At 30.2% G+C, this 21,804-nt stretch carries 13 protein-coding genes; 8 read left to right on the forward strand and 5 right to left on the reverse strand.

From position 1 onward, the window contains the following. Positions 1 to 76 precede the first annotated feature (76 nt). The 4 genes from AABJ49_RS05995 to AABJ49_RS06010 all read left to right on the forward strand — a co-directional run bounded on the left by AABJ49_RS05995 (position 77) and on the right by AABJ49_RS06010 (position 8,468). The gene (locus AABJ49_RS05995; protein WP_338376956.1) at positions 77 to 4,720 is read left to right on the forward strand and encodes a choice-of-anchor J domain-containing protein; all 4,644 of its coding nucleotides are present in this window, start codon (positions 77 to 79) and stop codon (positions 4,718 to 4,720) included. A 330-nt stretch (positions 4,721 to 5,050) separates the two neighbouring features. Beyond that, a complete protein-coding gene (locus tag AABJ49_RS06000) occupies positions 5,051 to 5,422 on the forward strand; it encodes a BlaI/MecI/CopY family transcriptional regulator (protein WP_338376958.1) in 372 nt (123 codons plus the stop codon). Further along, positions 5,419 to 7,179 (forward strand): M56 family metallopeptidase, encoded by a 1,761-nt coding sequence (locus AABJ49_RS06005; protein ID WP_338376960.1) that lies wholly within the window; start codon positions 5,419 to 5,421, stop codon positions 7,177 to 7,179. The genes AABJ49_RS06000 and AABJ49_RS06005 overlap by 4 nt, the downstream gene beginning before the upstream one ends. A 188-nt stretch (positions 7,180 to 7,367) precedes the next feature. Then, a complete protein-coding gene (locus AABJ49_RS06010; protein WP_338376962.1) occupies positions 7,368 to 8,468 on the forward strand; it encodes a DUF4407 domain-containing protein in 1,101 nt (366 codons plus the stop codon). Between the two features lie 75 nt (positions 8,469 to 8,543). Here AABJ49_RS06010 and AABJ49_RS06015 read toward each other — a convergent pair whose 3' ends face one another. Then, positions 8,544 to 9,731 carry a glycosyltransferase gene (locus tag AABJ49_RS06015; RefSeq protein WP_338376964.1) on the reverse strand — a complete coding sequence of 396 codons (1,188 nt, stop codon included), beginning with the start codon at positions 9,729 to 9,731 and terminating at the stop codon, positions 8,544 to 8,546. Between the two features lie 181 nt (positions 9,732 to 9,912). Between AABJ49_RS06015 and AABJ49_RS06020 the strand changes: the two genes are divergently transcribed. From AABJ49_RS06020 to AABJ49_RS06030, 3 genes are read left to right on the forward strand one after another with little or no spacing between them, the layout of a single operon-like run. Continuing rightward, on the forward strand, positions 9,913 to 13,002 hold the full coding sequence (locus AABJ49_RS06020) for a hypothetical protein (protein ID WP_338376965.1): 3,090 nt from the start codon (positions 9,913 to 9,915) through the stop codon (positions 13,000 to 13,002). After that, positions 12,999 to 14,237, forward strand: a complete 1,239-nt coding sequence (locus AABJ49_RS06025) for a hypothetical protein (protein ID WP_338376967.1) — start codon at positions 12,999 to 13,001, stop codon at positions 14,235 to 14,237. Before AABJ49_RS06020 ends, AABJ49_RS06025 begins: the two co-directional genes overlap by 4 nt. Further along, positions 14,221 to 15,774: a glycoside hydrolase family 2 TIM barrel-domain containing protein gene (locus AABJ49_RS06030; protein ID WP_338376969.1), complete on the forward strand. Its 1,554-nt coding sequence runs from the start codon at positions 14,221 to 14,223 to the stop codon at positions 15,772 to 15,774. Before AABJ49_RS06025 ends, AABJ49_RS06030 begins: the two co-directional genes overlap by 17 nt. Here the strand turns inward: AABJ49_RS06030 and AABJ49_RS06035 are convergent. The 3 genes from AABJ49_RS06035 to AABJ49_RS06045 all read right to left on the reverse strand — a co-directional run bounded on the left by AABJ49_RS06035 (position 15,757) and on the right by AABJ49_RS06045 (position 18,630). Then, complete coding sequence (locus tag AABJ49_RS06035) at positions 15,757 to 16,953, reverse strand: glycosyltransferase (protein WP_338376971.1); 1,197 nt, start codon at positions 16,951 to 16,953, stop codon at positions 15,757 to 15,759. The genes AABJ49_RS06030 and AABJ49_RS06035 overlap by 18 nt on opposite strands. 84 nt (positions 16,954 to 17,037) lie before the next feature. Beyond that, positions 17,038 to 18,294 carry an oligosaccharide flippase family protein gene (locus tag AABJ49_RS06040; RefSeq protein ID WP_338376973.1) on the reverse strand — a complete coding sequence of 419 codons (1,257 nt, stop codon included), beginning with the start codon at positions 18,292 to 18,294 and terminating at the stop codon, positions 17,038 to 17,040. Positions 18,295 to 18,327: 33 nt separating this feature from the next. After that, positions 18,328 to 18,630, reverse strand: a complete 303-nt coding sequence (locus tag AABJ49_RS06045; protein WP_338376975.1) for an STAS domain-containing protein — start codon at positions 18,628 to 18,630, stop codon at positions 18,328 to 18,330. A gap of 163 nt (positions 18,631 to 18,793) precedes the next feature. On the opposite strand from AABJ49_RS06045, the gene AABJ49_RS06050 reads away from it, so the two are divergent. Beyond that, entirely contained in the window at positions 18,794 to 20,866 is a 2,073-nt protein-coding gene (locus AABJ49_RS06050) for a tetratricopeptide repeat protein (protein ID WP_338376977.1), read from the forward strand. Between the two features lie 220 nt (positions 20,867 to 21,086). On the opposite strand, the gene AABJ49_RS06055 is transcribed toward AABJ49_RS06050, so the two are convergent. Next, positions 21,087 to 21,797: a LytTR family DNA-binding domain-containing protein gene (locus AABJ49_RS06055; protein ID WP_338376979.1), complete on the reverse strand. Its 711-nt coding sequence runs from the start codon at positions 21,795 to 21,797 to the stop codon at positions 21,087 to 21,089. Between the last annotated feature and the right edge of the window lie 7 nt (positions 21,798 to 21,804).

A 21,804-nucleotide genomic window follows, 5' to 3' on the forward strand; every position in this document is an offset into this window, starting at 1 on the left:
AAAATATATTTTTTACTTTATCAATTTAATAGATAATTAACATTACATTTGCTATATACACAATTTATTACCGAATATGAAAAAAAATTACGAAAAAACACGTAGATTGTATTGTGGATTAGAAAAGACCTTTTTAATAATGCTTATTCTATTTAGCACTACACAAATGATTACTGCACAAGTATCTAGTTATACTTTTTCGCAAAGTAATGGTTCGTTTAACAGTATTACTCCAACTGGGACATTAGTTTCAGGAAGCGAGGCAAGTACAATAAACACTTATGATTCAAGTGGATGGATAATACCTCTTCCTTTTACATTTAATTTTAATGGTGTAAACTACACTGAACTGTATGCCAATTCAAATGGAGGTGTGACTTTTGGGGCAACCACTAGTACAAGTTCTGCTATTATATCTGCAACAACCACTTACGCTGGTGCAATAGGAGTAATGAATAGAGATCTTTGGGGACTCTTTTACACAACAGGGGTTACTACTTCTGGGTCAGATGTAATTACCAATGTTGCTTCATTTAACGGAATGGAAGTTGGCAAGCAATTGAATAATGTGAATGGAATTCCATCTGGAGCTACAATTGTTGCATTTGATGCCGGTGCTCAAACAATTACAATGTCAGCTCCTGCAACTTCAAGTTCTGCAGCCGCAGTTATTCGTTATGGAACGGGTAAAATTTTTACTGAAGTTACAGGTGTGGCACCAAACAGAGTTTTTACTATAGAATGGATTGGTTATAATGACTACTCTACTAGTGCTGCAACAAATACTTATTTAAACTTTCAATTAGTTTTAGAAGAAAGTACCAATAAAGTAAATATAGTATATGGACCACAATCAAATTTTAGTACAACAAGTAGAATTAACCAAATTGGTTTGAGAGGTGCTACTAATGCTGATTTCAATAATAGATTAGGTGCAGTTGCAAATCCATGGTCATCTACTGCGGTAGGTACTGCAAATTCTTCAACTGTTTCAAGAGACAATACAAACTTCCCAGCACCAGGATTAACATTTACGTGGACACCTCCTACATGTATTGCACCAAGTGGATTTGTATATAACAATCTTGGAATAAACTCTGTGGATTTAGCTTGGACAGCTTCTCCTTCATCTCCAACCAATGGATATGAAGTTTATTATAGTACTGTAAATACAGCTCCTACTACTGCTACACCTGCGAATATTACAGGAGTTTCAACTACGACTACTTCTATTTCTAGCTTAAATGCTGAGACTACATATTTTGTTTGGGTTAGATCTGCTTGTAACGTATCAGACATAAGTGGTTGGAATTCTGCTGGATCATTTACAACTAATTGTAATGATGTAGATCTTTTATCCGAAAATTTTGATTCGTATACTACTGGAAGCATCTTACCTTCTTGTTGGGCAAGAATAGTTCCTGCTTTAGCACCAGGTAGCCAAACAATTACGTCTACTACCCCAGCTTCTGGAACTAGAAATATTTTTATGAGTACTGCTACAACAGCGAATTCTATTGTTGTTGCTTTACCAGTTTTTAGTAATGTAAATGCTGGAACTCATAGATTAAAATTAAAAGCTAGAGTTACTTCCGTACCTGGCATTTTAAATATTGGATATGTAACAAGTGTAACAGACGCTTCTACTTTTGTTTCTATTGAGGATTTGACTTTAAATAACACCGTTTATACCTCAGGTGCAGATTATACGGTAATAGTACCAAACACGATTCCAACTGGTGCAAGATTAGCAATAAAAACACCATCTGATGGAAAGTCATATTATTTCGACGATGTTATTTGGGAAGCAATCCCTTCATGTTTAGCACCCGTTAATCCAAGTATTACAACATTTACAACTAGTTCTCTAACAACATCATGGACAGCTCCTTCTACAGCACCTGCAATTGGTTATAAAGTTTATTTTAGTACAACAAATACAGCTCCTACAGGTGCAACTGTTTTAGATGCAACAAACTCTGTTACTTCTACTACTACTTCTGCTACAATATCTGGCTTACCATCTGATACAGTGCAATTTATATGGATAAGATCTAATTGTACAGTTTCAGAACAAAGTGTATGGGTAAGTGCAGGGAGTGCAAATACAGGATATTGCGTCCCTTCTACAGCTACTCAAGATTCGTGGATCTCTTCTTTCACTTCAACAACTGCTGCAACAAATATGGCATACAGTTCTGCATCTGGCACAGCAGGTGGTTATAAAAATGCTTCAGCAACTGATAAAATAACAAATTTTGCGGGTACAACTACTCCAATTTCTATTATAGCTGGTGGGCCAACGACAGGTATTTCTGTATGGGTAGACTGGAACAATAATTTAATATTTGAAACAACAGAAAGAGTTTATACTTCTGCCGGCTATGTTACTACGACTTCTGGCGCTAGTATTACTGTTCCGGCTGGCACAGCAAATGGAAACTATAGAATGAGAGTAATTGTAGATTATAACAGTACTGCACCTAGTAATCCCTGCAGTGTATCCGTAGCTAGAGGAGAATATGTTGATTATACTTTTGAGGTAGTTTCACAACCAACAGATGCGGTTGATTTTGCAAACTTACAAGCTATAGTATTAAACAATTCTGGTGTAGTGTCGTCAATTGAAACTTGTCAATCTGTAGATGTATATACTCAAGGTTATGAAAATGGTGTAACAAATGCAAGTAACACTGCTGCAGGTACAGGTATTGAAGTATGGATAGGTCGTTCAAGCAATGATACAGACCCCGCTACATGGACCGAAACCTCTTGGACTCCAGCAATTTATAATGTAGATGTTGGTAATAATGACGAGTTTAAAGTTAATTATAGTGGTCTAGCATCAGGTAATCATTATTTTGCAAGTAGATGGAGACTAAATAATGGCCCTTATGTATACGGCGCAACTAACAATGGATTCTGGAACGGAACAACAAATACAAATGCAGTATTAACTGTTACAGAACCAATTGCAATTTCTACAACAGCTAACAATCCTGCTATATGCGTAGGAGGGTCTACTACTTTAACTGCTTCTAGTACAAACACCAATTATACCTATTTATGGAATGATGCTTTAGCAACTATTGGAAATACTTTAACAGTAATGCCAACAACAACTACTACTTATATAGTTACAGGAACTGATACATCAACAGGATGTACTAAAACATCTTCTATTACTATTGTGGTTAATGCTTTACCTACTGCTGCTACTATTACTGCTTCAAACAGTTCTGTTTGTGCAAATGAAATTGTAACATTAAATGCATCTAGTAGCGACATAGTCACTTTATTAAGTGAAGGATTTGAAAATGTTGTTCCGCCTACAAACTGGACATCGTATATTGGTACTAACGGATTAGGAACAGCATATAACTGGACATCTAGTACATTATCAAATACTGGTACTGGTGCAGCTTTTGTTAGATATGAATCCGTAACTGGTGGAAATGCTGAAGATTGGTTAGTAACTCCTTTGATAAATCTTACAAATGTAACATCTCCAAGTTTAACATTTAATGCTAGACAAGGTTTCGCTTCTGATTTTGGATCAACATATTTTGTTAAAGTTTCTACAACTTCGGCAACTGATATTGCATCTTTTACTAACGCTGCATCTTGGACAGAAACGACTCTAAATACCTCTCCTTTAGCATATGAACTAAAAACTGTAGATTTAAGTGCATATGTAGGTCAACAAATTTATGTTGCTTTCGTAATGGTAAATAATGACGGTGATAATTTTATTATTGATGATGTTAAAGTTACAGCAAGCAAACTTAATATTGTAACTTGGTCACCTGCAACAAACCTATATTCAGATGCTTTAGCAACCGTTCCTTATGTTGCAAATACTGCTGCTTCAATGGTTTATTATAAATCAAATATTGCTGCAACAGAAACTATTACAACTACAGCTACCAATAGTAATTCATGTGTAAATACTGCAACAACTGATATTACAGTAAATGCTTTAACATCAAACAGTACAACAATTACAGCTTGTGATTCTTATACTTGGGCTGAAAATGGTATGACTTATACTGCAAGTGGAACATATACTTCAGTCAATGGTTGTAATACAGAAACTTTAAATTTAACAATCACAACAAGTTCTTCTTTACCAAACGAAGTTGTAACAGCATGTGATACGTATACTTGGGCTGCTAACGGAACTACTTATACAACAGGTGGAACTTATACTTCTACTACAAATTGTGTAACTAGAACTTTAAATTTAACAATCAATGCCTCACCAAGTAATGCTACTACGCAATCAGGTGATACATTATCTGCAACTGAAACTGGAGCAACATACCAATGGTTACTTTGTGATGGATCGTTTACTCCAATTAGTGGAGCAACTTCTCAATCTTACTTAGTTACAGCTATTGGAAGTTATGCAGTTGATATAACTAAAAATGGTTGTACTGTTAGAAGTGCATGTGTTAACGTTACTGCTTTAGGTAATGCTACTTTTGATTTAACAAAATTAAGTTACTATCCTAACCCAGTTTTAGATATGTTTACTGTTCGTTATTCTGAAAACATTACTTCCATTGATGTATATGATTTAAGCGGAAGAAGAGTAAAAAACAGTACTTCAAATAATACTGAAGTTACACTTAACATGTCAGGTTTAGCTGCTTCAGTTTATGTGGTAAAAGTCAATACAGAAGGCAAATCGTCTGAATTCAAAATTGTTAAAAAATAAGAATTGAAAAATGACTTTGTGAAAATATAGTCAAATCAATATTTAATTTAAAATCCATTTATTCTTCATTGAGTAAACGGATTTTTTTTATTTGGGCGTTACCTTGTTGTTCAAAATTAAAGTAAAATTCAAAATAATTCTACAACAAGGTCAGGCTATACGCACTCGCTTTTATTGTTTTGACAAACAATAAAGAGCTCAAACAATTGCTACTATCCTTAACGCAAAATCATTTTCAAGTGAAATTAAATGTTAAATTTCAACTCTACACTTGTAGTATTGAAATATTATTCTACATTTGTAGAGTTAATTCTAAAAACATAGAGCAAAATGCAATTATCAAACACAGAAGAACAACTAATGGAACACCTTTGGAAACTTGAAAAAGCTTTCATGAAAGATTTATTAGAAGCATATCCTGAACCAAAACCAGCTACAACAACAATTGCAACCTTATTAAAAAGAATGACTGATAAAAAATTTATAGCTTATAATTTGTACGGAAATTCAAGAGAATATTATCCTTTGGTAAGAAAATCTGATTATTTCTCTAAACATGTAAACGGATTAATCAAAAACTTCTTCAATGATTCTGCTTCTCAGTTTGCTTCCTTTTTTACCAAAGCAACTAATTTATCGGAAAAAGAATTAGAAGAATTAAAAAAAATAATTGATGTAGAACTTCAAAAAAAGAAAAAATGATAAATTTCCTTTTAGAATCAACCGTTAGTTTAATTGCATTTTTAGCTTTCTATCATTTGTTTTTAGAACGCGAAAAAATGCATCAATTTAATCGATTTTACTTATTATTTTCAATCGTAATTTCTCTTATTATTCCTTTTATTTCAATCGAAATTATTCAAGAAATTGAGAATTTTCCATTAACAACAAACTTGCCAATATTAATTGATTCTGGAAATAATATTCCAATAAAAGAAACTACAAACTACACTCCTAATCTATTATGGAGTTTATATATCATAATCTCTTTCGTTCTACTAGTAAGATTTCTAAAAAACATTCTTTACTTCAAGAAAACAATTCAATCCAATGAAACAGTAAGCTATAAAAATGCCACTTTAGTTTTATTGAATCAAAAAACAATCCCGCATACATTTCTAAATTATATTTTTATAAACAAAGAATCATATAAAAATAGAACTATCGAAAATGAATTATATGATCACGAATTAACACACGTAAATCAAAACCATAGTTATGATATTTTATGCATTGAACTATTAAAAATTATCTTTTGGTTTAATCCAGTGCTTTATTTCTACAAAAAAGCTATCCAACTCAATCACGAATTTATTGCAGATGAGAAAGTTGTAAAAACACATAAAAACGTTTCATTTTATCAATCTTTATTGTTGAACACAAATGGAAACGCAACCTATTACTTGGCCAGTAATTTGAATTATTTAATCACTAAAAAACGTCTTATTATGATGACAAAAACCACTTCAAAATTTTCTGGTTTTATTAAAAAAGCTGGAATCATTCCATTATTGACTTTAATGATTTATTTTCTTTGTACAGATTTAGTTGCACAAGAGAAAAAACAAGCTGAATCTAATTTTCCTCACAAAGAATTAAATGAGTATTATGGTGATACAAGAGTTATCATCAAAGATAAAGATGGGAAAGTTATCACAGATAAAAAATATACTGAACTATCTGAAGAAGAAAAAATGCAAGTTCCACCACCACCACCAAAACCTGAAAAGTTAGTAGTTTCTGAAACTCAATTTAAAGATTTTAAAAACCAAACAAAATATGCCATTTGGATTGATGGAAAACATGTAAATAACTCTGAATTAAATAAATATAATTCTTCAGACTTTGTGTATTTTAATAACAGTCATGTTTATAAAAATGCTAGAAGTAAAAATTTTCCACAAGAAAATCAAGCCAGATTGTATACTGAAAAAGGATTTTCAGAATCATTTGAAATGCCAAATGACAAAATGGGTGGAACAATTGAAATAAGAGCATCAAATTTAGAGAACCCAACTAAGTCATCAGAAACAAAAAAAGAAAGTGGTTATATTTATTTTGAAGATAATGTCTATTTTGTAATTAAAGAAAACGATAAAAAAGAATATTATACTAGAACTGGAATTTTAATACTTGATAAAGAATTAATAACAAAACTAGATAAAACTGAAATAACAAAAGATCCAAAGAAGTTACCAAATAAAAATTTTGAATATGAATCAGAAAACATAAAAATTAAACCAGCATCTTTAGATGAAATAGAAAAAGCTAACATTTTAAAAGTAGACAAGCTTAGTGATTTTGACACTAAAGACAAAAAAGAAGGTTATATTTATATGAATAATAGTACTTACTTTTTTTCCAAAAACGACAAGGGTGAAATAGAATACTTTAACCGTTGGGGAAATCGAGTAAATGAAAAAGGTGAAAAATTAGCTGAAACAAATAATAAAAAATAGTTGTTTTTAACAAACCTAACAGGTTTTAAAAACCTGTTAGGTTTAGCGACTAAAATTCCGTATATTCTTCATTGAGTAAACGGATTTTCTATTTCCAAAAAACTAATTATCAATAATTTACAACATCTCGTAACTTTTGGCGTTAAATTTGTACTAATCATTATCAATCAAAACAAAAATCAATCCTTATGTTAAAACGTTTTTTTATTCTTTGCTCTGGTGTCGATAAAGACATTGTTAAAAATTGTTCTGATGGAGAACAAAACAAATATGCCGGAATTGGAGCAACTGTTTTCTTTACAGCAGTTATGGCTTTCTTAGCGGGTTCTTATGCGCTTTATACTGTTTTTGACGACTATTATGTTGCGGTTTTCTTTGGTTTAATTTGGGGTTCACTTATCTTTAATTTAGACAGGTTCATCGTTTCAACAATCAAGAAACGTGATAGTTTTATGGATGAATTTATTCAGGCAACTCCACGAATTATATTAGCAGTTATTATTGCTATTGTAATTTCAAAACCTTTGGAAATCAAAATATTTGAAAAAGAAATCAATACAGTTTTATTAAAAGAAAAAAATGCAATGATGTTGGCCAACAAAAAAGAAGTTGCCAATTATTTTCAAAGTGATTTAGATAAAAACAAAGCTCAAATTGATAGTTTAAAATCAGACATTACTAAAAAAGAAAAAGAAGTTAACGATTTATATGCAGTTTACATCACAGAAGCTGAAGGAACTGCAGGAACAAAAAAATTAGGAAAAGGTCCTGTTTATAAAGAAAAAAGAGATAAACATGATGCTGGTTTACAAGATTTAGCGGTTTTAAAAACAACTAATCTAGCAAAAATTACTGATTTAGAAGCAAAAGCAAAATTACTTCAAGTAGATTTGGATAAAAAGATAACAGAAACACAACCAATCATTGATGGTTTTGATGGTTTAATGGCAAGAATAAATGCTTTAGACAAATTACCATGGTTACCTTCGTTCTTTATTATGTTGTTATTTTTAGCCATTGAAACATCTCCTATTATTGCAAAATTATTATCTCCAAGAGGTGAATATGATTATAAGCAAGAAGACAAAGAAATGGGAATCATAAATGTCTTAGCTCAAAACAAATACCAAAGCGAATTGCAAAAGAAAACCGATGCTGAAATTTATGATAAGGTTTACGCTGATATTAAAGACGACAAAGAACTTTATAATTACAAGAAAAAGGGTGCACTGGAATTGCTAAAACTTCAAGCTGATGGTTTTGTGGAGAAGCAGAAGAAAAGTATGTGATTTTAAAAAATAAAAACCCGACGACTTATCATCAAGTCATCGGGCTTAAATCAAAACAAAAAACCAAACTATTTTTTACCTGTAATGAAGGGCTATCTGTCCTATTTGTCCAACAATCTTAACAGAATCTTTCATAGATAGTTTAGAACCATCTGCATGAATCCATCTTTTTAATGGTTGTTCGCATATTAATTCTTGAGCTTTCTTAGAACCATACACTTTTTTCATTCTCATAAAAATTTCTACATCAAATAACCACTTTGTCATAAACTTACTTTGAAAAGTGTTCTCGACAATTTCTTTAGTCATAATTTTTGCACCACATTGTGTGTCATTAATTTCCATTCCTAATGTTTTTCTAATAATAAAATTAATGGTCTTACTTATAATGGCACGAGCTGACTCTTTAGTAATATCTGCTCCCATTCTACTCATTCTTGAACCACTTACAATTTGAAATTTTGAAGTAGAAATCGTAGTCACTAAGTCCTGAAAATCATCAAAATTTGTTGATAAGTCCGCATCTAAAAACCCAATATAATCGTACTGATTTTGTGCCGCTAAATGCAACATTCCTAAACGAACTGCTTCCGCTTTACCACCATTTTTTTCACAATCATAAATACTTATGTAATCTTCTTTTCCTTTTCTTAATTCTTCTAAAACAGCTAACGTATTGTCTTTACTACCATCATTTACAAAACACAAATGGTATCCTAAATTCTTGTGAACAAACGCTTTAAATTCATCTCCTAACAACCTCTCTTCTTCGTTATAACAAGGAATAACAACTCCAACACATCCTCTTTGAATATATCTATTTGTGTTTTCTATATTAATATTTGAAGTTTCGACAGAACCAATTAATCGCTTTACACGAACACCAATTTCTGTTAAACTAACTGGTTTTTTCATATAATCCTCAACTCCTAATTCAAATCCTTTTGAAATAATTGTCTCTTCTGTATTTCCAGACAATATCATTACAGGAGTATCTTGTTTTTTAATTTTCTTGATGTATTTTACTACCTCTAAACCTGATGCTTTATCATTTACATTTACAACTTCTAATAAATTCTCATAATTGGGTAAAACAGGCATATTTATATCTACTATAACTAAATTTGGTTGATAAGTATCATAAGCTGCAATTGCATCATAAACATTGTTGGTACTCTTTACATCGTATCCCAAATCTGTTAAACATTTTTCTAAAGAAAGTAAGACTAATTTTTGGTCGTCAACTATTAATATTTTTTTCATGATATGGATTTTTGTTCTTATTTACAGTGCAAATATATTGGTAGACAACTAGCCTAATTGAAGATATTAGATAGAGAGACTTTAATGTGTCGACGAATGGTAAATTTGTTTAGACTTATATTTTTCATCTATAGCAACTATATTACTATATTTACATCACAGTTTATGAATAACTTGTTTAGTGAAAGAAACCTCAAATAAATATTTAATTGTTGCCTTACTTTTTGGAGTAATATTCCACGGAAGTGCTATCTTTTTTACTCTTGAAAACACTTATGATGCACTAATTCACATGTTTTTTGGAAATCACTACGCTAGTAGTTGGTTTGAGCCTTGGAATTATAGTTGGTACACTGGCTTCACCGTTATGGGTTATCCTCCTTTAGTGCATCAAACGATTGGCTTACTATCCTATGTAGGTGGTTTAAAGTTTGGAATGTTTACGGTAGCAATTACTGGAATCATCCTCTTTATTACAGGAGTTTTTCGATATACCGTTTTAATTACAGGAAACAGAACTGTTGCTGGATATGCTGCCATAGTTGCAATTCTTTCTTCCTCATTTGTAGAAACCTTACATATTTTTGGACAACTACCTAGTATTATAGGTGTTTCTGTTTTAATGCATGCTATGCCTGAAATTTACTTATATATTAAAACAGGTCGTTGGAAATATTTTTTCACTGCTACTTCATTAATTGCTGTTACGGTTTGTTCGCACCACGTAACTCCTTTGTTTGGAATGGTTTTCTTCATTTCACCATTAATTGGCATGGTGATTATGGATGCTTCAAGAGAAAAAGTCAATTCTTATAAAGAAATAAAGTTCAAACTTTTTTTTAATACATTTCTTTCTTTGTTTAAACGAATAGTACTATTTTGTGGTTCTGCCGTATTTTTAATTGTATTTTGTATTTTACCTTATTGGATAAACTCAAAAGCCAACCCAATTACACAAGTTCCTATTCCGCATGGAAGTCGCGATAATTTTTTAGAAGTCACTTCGTCTGGATTAATGTTTTTCTTAATTCCGTGGGGAATTTTACTGTTCATTTTACCCTATATTTTCTATCGTTATTATTCCAAACGCTACATTTTCTTTGGACTTTCTATTACTTTATTGACGATTTTAGGAACTGGTGGAACAACACCAATACCATTAAAAATGTTAGGTGAAACCGCTTTTAATATTTTAACCCTAGATAGATTTACTCTTTGGGCTTCCATCATGAGCTTACCTATTTTTGGTGAATTTGTTTATCGACTGGTTGAAGGCGATTTAAAAACAGCTTTGCAAAACAAATTTGGAACCGTTTACCATCGCGTTTTAGGAGGTTTGTTTGCTGGTAGCTTTTTATTGTTTACAGTTTTTACCATAACACTAGGTTATTTTAGACCTTTGCAACCAGATAAAATTAACTTTTTACCCATTGTCAATTTCTTAAATCAAGACCAACATGACCAATGGCGATTTTTACCTTTGGGATTTGGAGATCAAATGGCTTTACTTTCAACACAAACAAAAGCCATGACTGTCGATGGAAATTATCATTCTGCTAGAAGATTACCCGAATTAACTACAAGAGCTGTTGAACGTTTAGAAAATTCAAAATTTAGAGGTGTTGAAGGAATTGGTTCTTTACAACAATTTCTTACTGTTCCAGAAAAATACAATTTGAAATATGTCTTTTCAAATGATAAATTCTATGATCCTATACTGTATTTCTGTGGTTGGCATCGCTTGACGCAATTGGAAAATGGCATTATGGTTTGGGAAAAACTCAATGTGCAACCTTTATCAAAAATTTTACCTAAAGAAGATGTTTCTGTTGTTTTGAAGTTAATGTGGGGAATTATACCGTTATTGACTGTTTTAATTGCTTTCATCTTAAACATTCAAATGATTTGGTTACAAGCATTAAAAATAAAAGTGCTCGACAAACCTGCTTTTTTGAATCATGGTGTGGCATATACTAGTTTCAAAAGTTGGATGATTAAACTCTTACATATTTGGACTGGAATTGTTCTCATCTTTTTTGGAATAGGCATTTACTTCACATATATCAAAAATGCTACACAAATTAGTCCAGAAAATGTAGTGAAATCCTATTATGATGCTTTGGATTTTAAGTTTTATGAAAAAGCACATTCTTATATAGTTCCTGATAAAGAATATAGTTTAGCTCAATTTATGTTGGAAATTTCGGTTTCAGATGGCATTCTCAATTCCTATGGAAAATTAGATGCTATTGAAACAACTATAAAAAATAATTCGACAAAAAAAGCAAAAGTAATTGCAAAAACCAAATGGATTACTCCGTTAGAAATAATCGAAAAAACATATACACACGAAGTTGAAAAAATAAAAGGAAAATGGTACATCATTCCTGATAAAAAAGATACCGATTTGCCACCTGATGAATTTATTGCCACAAATGTAAATTCTTATTACAAACAAGGACGAAGAAAAATTTCGACCCAACAAACCTATCATGATGATATTTTGCGTCAACCTGATTTGGAAATCATTAAAGCTAATTTAGTTTACTTTGACAATAAATATATGATTATTGGTGAAGTTCAAAACATTGATAATGTTCCCGCTGATGTTGTTTTGAAAGCTTCTTTATATGATGACAAAGATAAAATGTTAGGCACTTTTAATGCAAAATATGTCATCAAACACAAATTAATGCCTAAAGAAACCACAAGTTTTAGAGTCAATTTTGAAGATATTGCTTGGCTTAATGCCACTGATGTGAAACCAACAAGCTTTAATCCTGATGAATTTACAGATAAAAATTTCAACAACAAACCCGTAACTTTCGACATTCAAAGTGCTGGAAATGTTGCCATTTCAGATTTATATACTTCGGTTGCTATCTCAGATTTAGTAGTTTCTGATAAAGAAATAAAAGGAACTTTATTCAATTATGGCATTCAAGAAGTTACGGTTCCAGAAATTTTAATCTCTTATTATAACGATAAAAAAGAATTGATTTACGTTGACCATAAATTTTTAAAAGAAGGTGTTCGAATACAGAGAAAACAATATTTTACGTATTCTTTTTTAAATCTTTCTACTTTGAAAAGTTTAAAATATTCGACAGCAAATTGCTTTGTAAATGGAATTTCAAACGAAGCCATTGCTAGAGACGTGATTAAAAAACGAAGAACCAGCGAAGAAGAAGAACAATTGCAAAAAGTCAACGGAAAAGGTTTTTCCTATATAAAAATTGAGTTGAATAATTATATTGGTAATCCTAAATGATAAAAAGAAAACTATATATCATTATTCTTGTTAGCATAGCTTTGGTTTTGCTTTCTGTCACTTTATTGGATGAAAAGTCGACTTCTAAAAACACGTTTTCTTGTCTCACCAATCAGGAAAGTTTTGCTGCTGGAAAACCTATTACTATTGAATTTAAAGGAAATTATGAAAACAAACCACAGCTTTTCATCATTCATTCTTTGGGAAGAACATTACTGGATGGTGTTTTAAAAAATGATACAATTCAATTTAATTTACCTAAAAACTATACAAATAAAACAGGTTTGGTTTCTTGGTTTTTGATAGAAAACAACGAAGAAAAAGCAAAAGGAAATTTTCAAATTGTTCCAAATGACAAAACCAAAACCAATCTAGAATCTTATCTTGGACCACCAAGTACTTTAGCTGGAGACAATCATTTTGTGATGTTTGTAACCATTCCAACAGACGATTTCGACAATCCAAAACTTGAAAATACTAATGTTGCAATAAAGCATCAATTTTTGAATGCAATTGCAACTGACAATAAAAAAACAAAAGATTTTATTGCTTGGAAAAATATTTATGCTCCAACAAAATCTGGAATTGTATTAATTTCTGCTTCTTGTAATGAGGCTTTGACGAAAGAATTTGATGCTGTTATTTATCCTTCAATTGCAACAGACTTTACCATTTCATACAAAAGAAATCATGAATTTGCTGATGGAAATCAAATTACAAAATTGACCACTTCAACTCTCAAAGATAAATTTGGAAATACGGTTAGTGATGGAACAATGGTAACGTTCATTATCAAAAATAAAGAAAATGCCATTCTAAAAACTTTTGGAACAACTATAGAAGGTATTGCAACTGGTCAAATTTTGCATCCTGAAAAGGAAGAAAATTACACTATAAAAGCTTTCGTTAACGGAATTAGCAAAAGTAATTCGATTGAAATTGCATACAAATCGATAAATCCAACAGTTGAATTTTCATTTTCAAAAGATAATCGAACTATTATAGTTGGACCTATAAAAAGTTTCATGAATCAGATTGTTCCTGATGGAATTAAAGTGAATTTAAACATCTATCACAAGGACAAATTAGTGGAAACTATAACAGAAAACAGCAACAAAGGAAAAGCTGAATTTTATCTTTCTCCCGAATTTTACAAAGAAAAAAGCTATCGTTTTGAAATTGAAACGTTAGGAAAAACCATTAAAACAAAAGAAATTAATGTCGTTAATCAATAATAGAAATAGTTATCGCGCTTTCTTACTAATATCATTCATTGCCCTAAACATTTTAGTCTTGTTTGGAATTAGTAGTATTTTGGCTTATTTAAATGAAGGAGCTGACAGAAGTACGATGTTGCATTTAGATAAAGTTTCCGCAAATACTTATTTGCCAAAAGTCACATGGAAAAGCCTTGAAAATCCTGGTAGAGAAATGGAAAAACAAACTTTAGCAACCTTGGAAAAACATTATTTATTTTCGTGGTACATTAAGAACAATGCTTTAAAAAATAACACAGACAAAGGAATTGACGATTACTTTACAGAAAACCCAAGAAAAACTTTAGATACAATAATAAAAAATAATAAAGCAAAAAAAATATCCATAGAAAGCACAACTTTAACCCATAATCCCAAATTAGAATTTTATAGCGAAGATGGACAATTAGTAGTTTTCACCGATGAAAATGTTGTTGAATTTCAAAACATTTATCAAGACAAAAAACTAATCACTTCCGTAAAAGATACAGCTACATATAAAGTTTTAATGTTGTTAGAAGATGGTTTTTGGAGAATTCGTCATTGCGAAAGAATGGCTAAAGTTGCTGATTCTTTAAAAGTAAATTCAATTGAAAAAGTATTTACTGTTAAAGGCAATCAAATTTTAAAAAACAATAAACCTTTCGTCATAAAAGGCATTAATTATTATCCGAAAAATTCGGCTTGGGATATGTATGGCGATTTATTTAATTTAGATACTATTGCTGCAGATTTTGACATAATTACCAACGCAAAACTGAATACCATAAGGATTTTTGTTCCTTATGAAGATTTTGGAAAAGCTGAAGTTATAATAGAAAAATTAGAAAAACTGAAGCAGGTTTTAACATTAGCTGAAACCAAAAAATTAGCAGTAATTGTAACTCTTTTTGATTTCTATGGGGATTATTCCGTTGCAAATTGGACGTTGACACAAAGACATGCTGAAACTGTAGTTTCTAGTTGTAAAGATTTTGACAATATTATTGCTTGGGATATTAAAAACGAACCCGATTTAGATTTCGAATCTCGTGGTATTCAAAATGTGAAACCTTGGTTATCGGAAATGATTGAAGTTGTCAAAAAAGCAGCTCCAAACCATTTAACAACCATTGGTTATTCCAACATAAAAGCTGGTGAAATTTTAAAAGATGAAGTAGATTTAGTTTCTTATCATTATTACGAACATATTTCTCTGTTTGAAGATAAATTAGCTGTTTTAGAAAAAGCAACAAACAAACCTTTAGTGATGCAAGAATTTGGAATGTCTTCTAACAAAGGTTTTTGGAGTTGGTTTGGAAATTCAAAAGAAGATCAAGCTACCTATCATAAAAAAATGCAAGAGCTTTTCAAAGAAAAACAACTTGCATTTGTGTCATGGACTTTATATGATTTCCCTAAAGTTCCAAATGGTGTTGCCGGGAAATGGCCTTGGATAAAAAACAAACAAAAACAGTTTGGTTTTATCGATGTTGAAGGAAGACAAAAACCTTCATTTTTATACATAACTTACTAAACTTTCTTCTTTAGAATTTATCGCATTAAATTCATGTAAATACATATCTACAATTTTATCCATGGATAAAGCACTTGCTGCTTCAAAGTTTGTTTTTGCAATTCTTCTTCTGTAGTTGTCGTCATCTAAAATGGTTGATATTGCTTTAGCTAAAGATGAACTACTTGTTGGATTAAAGAATTCTCCTTTATAACCTTCTTCTTCCACTAATAACGCCAAATCTCCTAAATCGGGCATCACAACAGCTTTTCCATAACTTCCTGCTTGATGTAAAACTCCTGAACTACCTGTGGTTGATGTATAAGGAAAGGCTACAATTGTACTTTCTGAAAAAATTCGTTCTACATCATTTTCTTCTACATAACCTGTAAAAATAATACCTTCTACATGAGCATATTTTTCTTTTACTGATTGTAAATATCCTGGTGTATTTGGACTATCAGTTCCTGCAATAACAACTTCAATGGGTTCTTGATTGGTTTTTCTAATTTCTATAACAGCATCAATCAAAATTTCTACTTTTTTATAGGTTCCAAACTTTCCAAAAGCCATAATTTTTTTGGGTCCAGCTGGTAAATCAAAATTGGGTTGTTTTATGGATTCAAATGTTCCGTGAGGAATTAAAACTACATTTTTTGTATTGTACTTTGCGTTTAAAACATCTACATATTTATTAATGGTAACCGAAACCCTATTCGCTTTTAAAATGCATCTTGTTAAGGTTGTTCCAATAAAATTATATACTTTTTGAGCAAATTTATTCGAAGTAAAACCTGCATTTTCTAAATCCACTTGCTCTAAAATATTGTGCATCAAAACCATCGTTTTAAAACCTAATAATCTTAAAACCATTGGCAATAACAATCCTAAAGCTGCTGGAATTTTTTTATCACCAAATTTCACAAACTGTAAATTGAATAAAACAGTTTCAGGCTTTTCTTTAATTACTTGTCTTATGATGGAAAAGAAATTAGTGTAACTGTTGAACGACCAACATTCATTTACAATAACTTTTTCGTTGTTTTCAAAATCTAATTGTTTTGGAGCTTCTGTTTTATCGCTCATTAAAACTAATTCAGAAACTTCTTCTTTTTGAACAAAGTTTTTTACTAAATGGTAACCATATTCGTTTAAGGTTACTTTACTTGGTGGAAATGCTGTTACAATTGCTAATTTCATAATTTTTGTCTTTTTATGTTAGTATTATAGTGCAAATATCGAATGAATTCGAGTCAATATTTGGTTTTTTCGATGAAGCGTAACTTACTGTAGACGATTACTTTTATTATTCTGATAAAAGAAATAAACTAATTGAAAAACCAACAAAATACACATAGCAACAATTTGCATATGAACAACTTGTTCCAATGAATCATGAAAGAATACAATTAAAATGATTTGGGTAAAACCTAGTAAAGCTGAAATGACAACTGGAACATAATTACTTATCGACAGAAAATAATAAGAAAACACATTAGCTACTGCAAAAATAGCTGTGGCTAAAGCATATTTCCATAATAAAGGAGCAATTGATAAATAATCATCTCCAAACATTAAATACACAACTGTTTCAGGCATAATGTATGTAACTAAAACAATAACTGCTGAAAACAACGCAATAATTGAAACATACTTCATTAAAATGGGCTGTGTGTCTTTTCCTTCTTTTTTTAATTGGATAACTTTTGGCAATAAAAGCATGACAAAAATCCAAGTTACGAAGTAAACTACTCTTCCTATTAAAGCTAAAGAAGCATAGAAACCTGCTTGTTGATTGTCAAAAAAATGTTTAACCAGAATTACATCGCTGTTATTAATTACAATTTGAGTTAGCTCATAAAAAGCTGTTAGGGCAAAAAAGGTGACGATTGGTTTTGAATCTAATTGTAATGCATTTTCAGTAGTAGGTTTTCTGAAAATGCTTTTTTGAAAAGGAAACAAACCAAAGATAAACGACAATGCAATTCCGGTTGAAACTAAAATGGTAGTAGGTAATTGTGAGGCAAAAAGGAACAATAATATTGTAATGAAAAGTCGGGCAAACATTTCAGTTACGTAGGTCACAGACAATTGAATCAAATTATTTTCTCCTTGATAAATTCCTCTGTTTACACTCATTAAAAAGTATAAAGGAATTCCAATACCAAATAAATGAAACATGGTTTGTGTTTCTGTATGTAGTAGTGTTTGTAAATTTTTACTAAAAATGATAAAAAGTAATCCTATTAATACTCCAATGGCAATAGCCGTTTTTGAAATGGTTTTGATGAATTTATTTTTTAAATGACCTTCTAATAACACACTGTATTTTGTAGTGACAATTTGAAAAGTCATTCCCACAAAAGACAATACTAACAAAAAAGTGATTAAAATTGCAGCATCAGCAAAAGCTTTTGGTCCAAGAAACCTTCCTAATATTAAATTATAGGCATAATTTCCTGCATTTACAACAAACATTGTAATCATGAATATCTGCTCGGTACTAATTTGTCTATTTTTAAGAGTTATTGCTTGTATCATTTTTTGTTTTTTTGTCTTTTTTTTGAAATTATATTAGGCTGCGTTACTTTTTAGCAAATAATTTAATTTTTCTTTTTCGAATAAATCCACTACTTTTTGATTTTCTTTTCCGATGATATAGAATACTTTATTTTTAGAAAGTGCTTTTTTATATAATGAAATAATAGCTTGAAAAGCCGTTTTGTCCATATCAATTGTATTGTTTAATGAAAGCATGATAAAACTTGATTGATTGATTAATGCTTCAAAGTAATTTTGTAATGAAACTGTATTTTGTGAATTTAAACTTCCGTTAATTTCCAAAATTCCTGAGTTGTTTGTAATTTGTAATGCCATGATATTTGTCTTTTTTAATTATTATATTCGATTAATTCTGATGCAAATATCTATCATAACTATACGAATCACCTGTGTTTTTCGATGAGTGGTAAGTTGCTGTAGATGAATTATTATCAGTTTATACTTAACTTGCAAACTCATTTAAACCTCAAATCGACGAATGAAAAATTTATATAAATTAAGTCTTGTTTTAATGTTCTTTTTTACAATAAATGGTTTTGCACAAGACATGCAAGAAGGATTTACTTATCTTGAAAAAGGGAACTTTGCTAAAGCTGAAAATTTCTTTGAAACTATACTAAAAGATTATCCAACCAATAAAACAGCTAGACTTTGTTACGCTAGAGCTGTCGGTTTAAATGATAATCCTGAAAAAGCATTAGAGTTATTCATGGAAATGAAAAAAGAATTTGCTGATGATTTAGAAATCAAACTAAATTATGCCGAATCTTTATTATGGAATAAAAAATTCTCTGAAGCAAAAGTTTATTATACAACTCTTGTAGCTGAAAATCCAGCTAATTTTGTAGCTCATTTAGGTTTTGCAAACACTTTATCTAATTTAAAAGAGTTTGAAAATGCTTTACTAAACGTGAACAAAGCCCTAGATCTTTCTCCAGGAAATGATGGAGCTTTGGTTTCTAGAAAATACATTAAACTTGGTTTTGCAAATGAAAAAGTAAACGCTAAACAATATGATGAAGCTGAAAAATTTTATGATGAAATTTTAATAGATTTTCCAAATGATAAAGAAACCTTGTTAAATAAAGCCAATTTATACTTGATTTCTAAACAAATAGAAAAAGGAAATGAAGTTTACAAATTATTAGCTACTGAAAATCCAAATGTAGCTTTGAATGGACTTTCGCTTTTAGCCCATTTAAATGAAAATGATACTGAAGCTTTGGATTTGGCAACTCAATCTTTAGACAAAAGTAAATTAATTACAGATGAAAAAATTATCAAACAAACTAATGAACGTTATGTTCAAGCTTTAATTTGGAACAGAAAATATGGTTTAGCTGAAGAAAATATTCGTTCATTATTAGAAAAATATCCAAATGAAAATTGGGTTTTAGCTTTATCAGCCACTTTAGCCATTTATAAAAGTGATTTTAAACAAAGTATTGAAGACTATTCTACTATTTTAAAAAACGATTCTAAGTCTTTTGATGGAAATTTAGGAATTGCAAATGCTTATTATGCTTCAGGTGAAATTGAAAACGCTTATGATGCTGTTTTTAAAACCTTAGATATTTTTAAAAATCAAAATGATGCTTCAAATTTCTTGAAAAAATTAGACGGAGAACACACTCCTACTTTAGAAGAAAAATTGAGTTATTCGTTTGATAATGGTGACAATACTGCTATTGCTTCGTTGACGCAGATTACATTTCCAACCTCAACAAAATGGTCGTTTAATACATCTTATCAATTTAGAAAAACGGATAACAAAGTTACATCAGCCAATGCAACTACTAATGATTTTACTTTAGGAACGACTTATAAATTTCACCCAAAAATTAGTTTTACAATGAATGCTGGAGTTTCTAATGCAACAGGTTTTACTAACAGTTACAACCAATTATTGGTTCATACTTTTTTCAAAATGAAACCTTTAAAACTGCAAGATTTAGAAATCGGTTACAAAAGAGAAATGCAAAACTTTAATTCTGATTTAATTGATAAGCAAATTGTGAGTAATAATTTTTATGCCAATTATAATATTAGTACCAATGTGAAATTGGGTTGGTTTACACAGTATTTCTACACTACACAATCTGATTCTAACACCAGAAACTTATTGTTTACTTCATTGTATTATAACTTTTTGTTGAAACCTGTTTTAAAAGGTGGAATTAATTATCAATTTATTGCTTTTAAAAATCAAGTACCAACTGATTATTTTAGTCCAGAAAAGTTTAATGCTGTTGAAATTTTTGCAGATTTCTTAAAAGATGAAAATATAGCCGAAATAAAAAGCATTTTTTATAATGTAAATGCTGCAACAGGTTTTCAGTTTATTGAAGATAACGACAAACAATGGACTTATAGAGTTCAAGCAAAATTAGGTTATAAATTTTCTGATAGATTATTAGCTAATGTTTATGGATTACGAAGTAATATTGCTTCTTCAACTGCTGCTGGTTTTACTTATAATGAATTTGGATTTCGTTTAAAATGGTTGATTTTTAGCAAGCCAATATTTAAAACAAAAAAAACCGAAGAATAGTCTCTTCGGTTTTTTTATAATATTTACGTGTCTAGTGTAAAATATTGTATATTGAATTTATATGTGTCTATTGCATTATCAATTACTTGTTAAATGCATTGTAAATGTATGTTTAAAAAAAAGTATTTCTTAGCCATTTAAGACTAACAGACAATCTCTTTCGTTTATTGGTAAAAATGTGTCGATGAATGGTTTTTGACAATGTTATTGATGAATAAAATCACAATAAATTTAACCGTTTCATTAACTCTGGTCTATTGGCTCTACTTACTGGAATTACATCTTTTGCAATTAACACACTATTGTCTTCAATGTCGATAATTTTTTTTGTGTTAATAATAAACGATCTATGTACTTTTAAAAATAAATCGGTTGGAAGTTTTTCTTCAATTTTTTTTAAAGTGGAGTGAACCGTATAATTTTTATTTTCTGTTTTGATTAATATATAATCTCCTTTAGCTTCTACTACATTTACAGTATCAAATTCAATTTTTATTAATCTTCTATCAATATTTACATAGAATTCATTAATTGTATCTGATGGAGTTTTTTCGTTTTTATTCTCTTTAGGTGCAACAATTTTAGTTGTTTTTAATTTCTGAACCGCTTTTTCAAAACGTTCTTGTGAAATTGGTTTTACAAGATAATCAACAATACATTCATATTCAAAAGCTTCTATTGCAAAGTTTTTATCAGAAGTAACTAAAATAACTTTTGGAGGGTTTTTTATGGTTTGAATAAAATCGAAACCTGTAAAATCGGGCATATGGATGTCTAGAAAGATAACATCTACTTTGTTTTGATTTAAATATTTGATGGCCTGCATTGCATTTGAGAATTCTTCTAAAATTATCATTTCTGGAAAGTTAGAAATTCTTTGAGCAATTATTGCTCTTGCCATAGCTTCGTCATCAATTATTATACACTTCATGTTTTTG

This window comes from uncultured Flavobacterium sp. (assembly GCF_963922255.1).
Lineage (GTDB): Bacteria > Bacteroidota > Bacteroidia > Flavobacteriales > Flavobacteriaceae > Flavobacterium.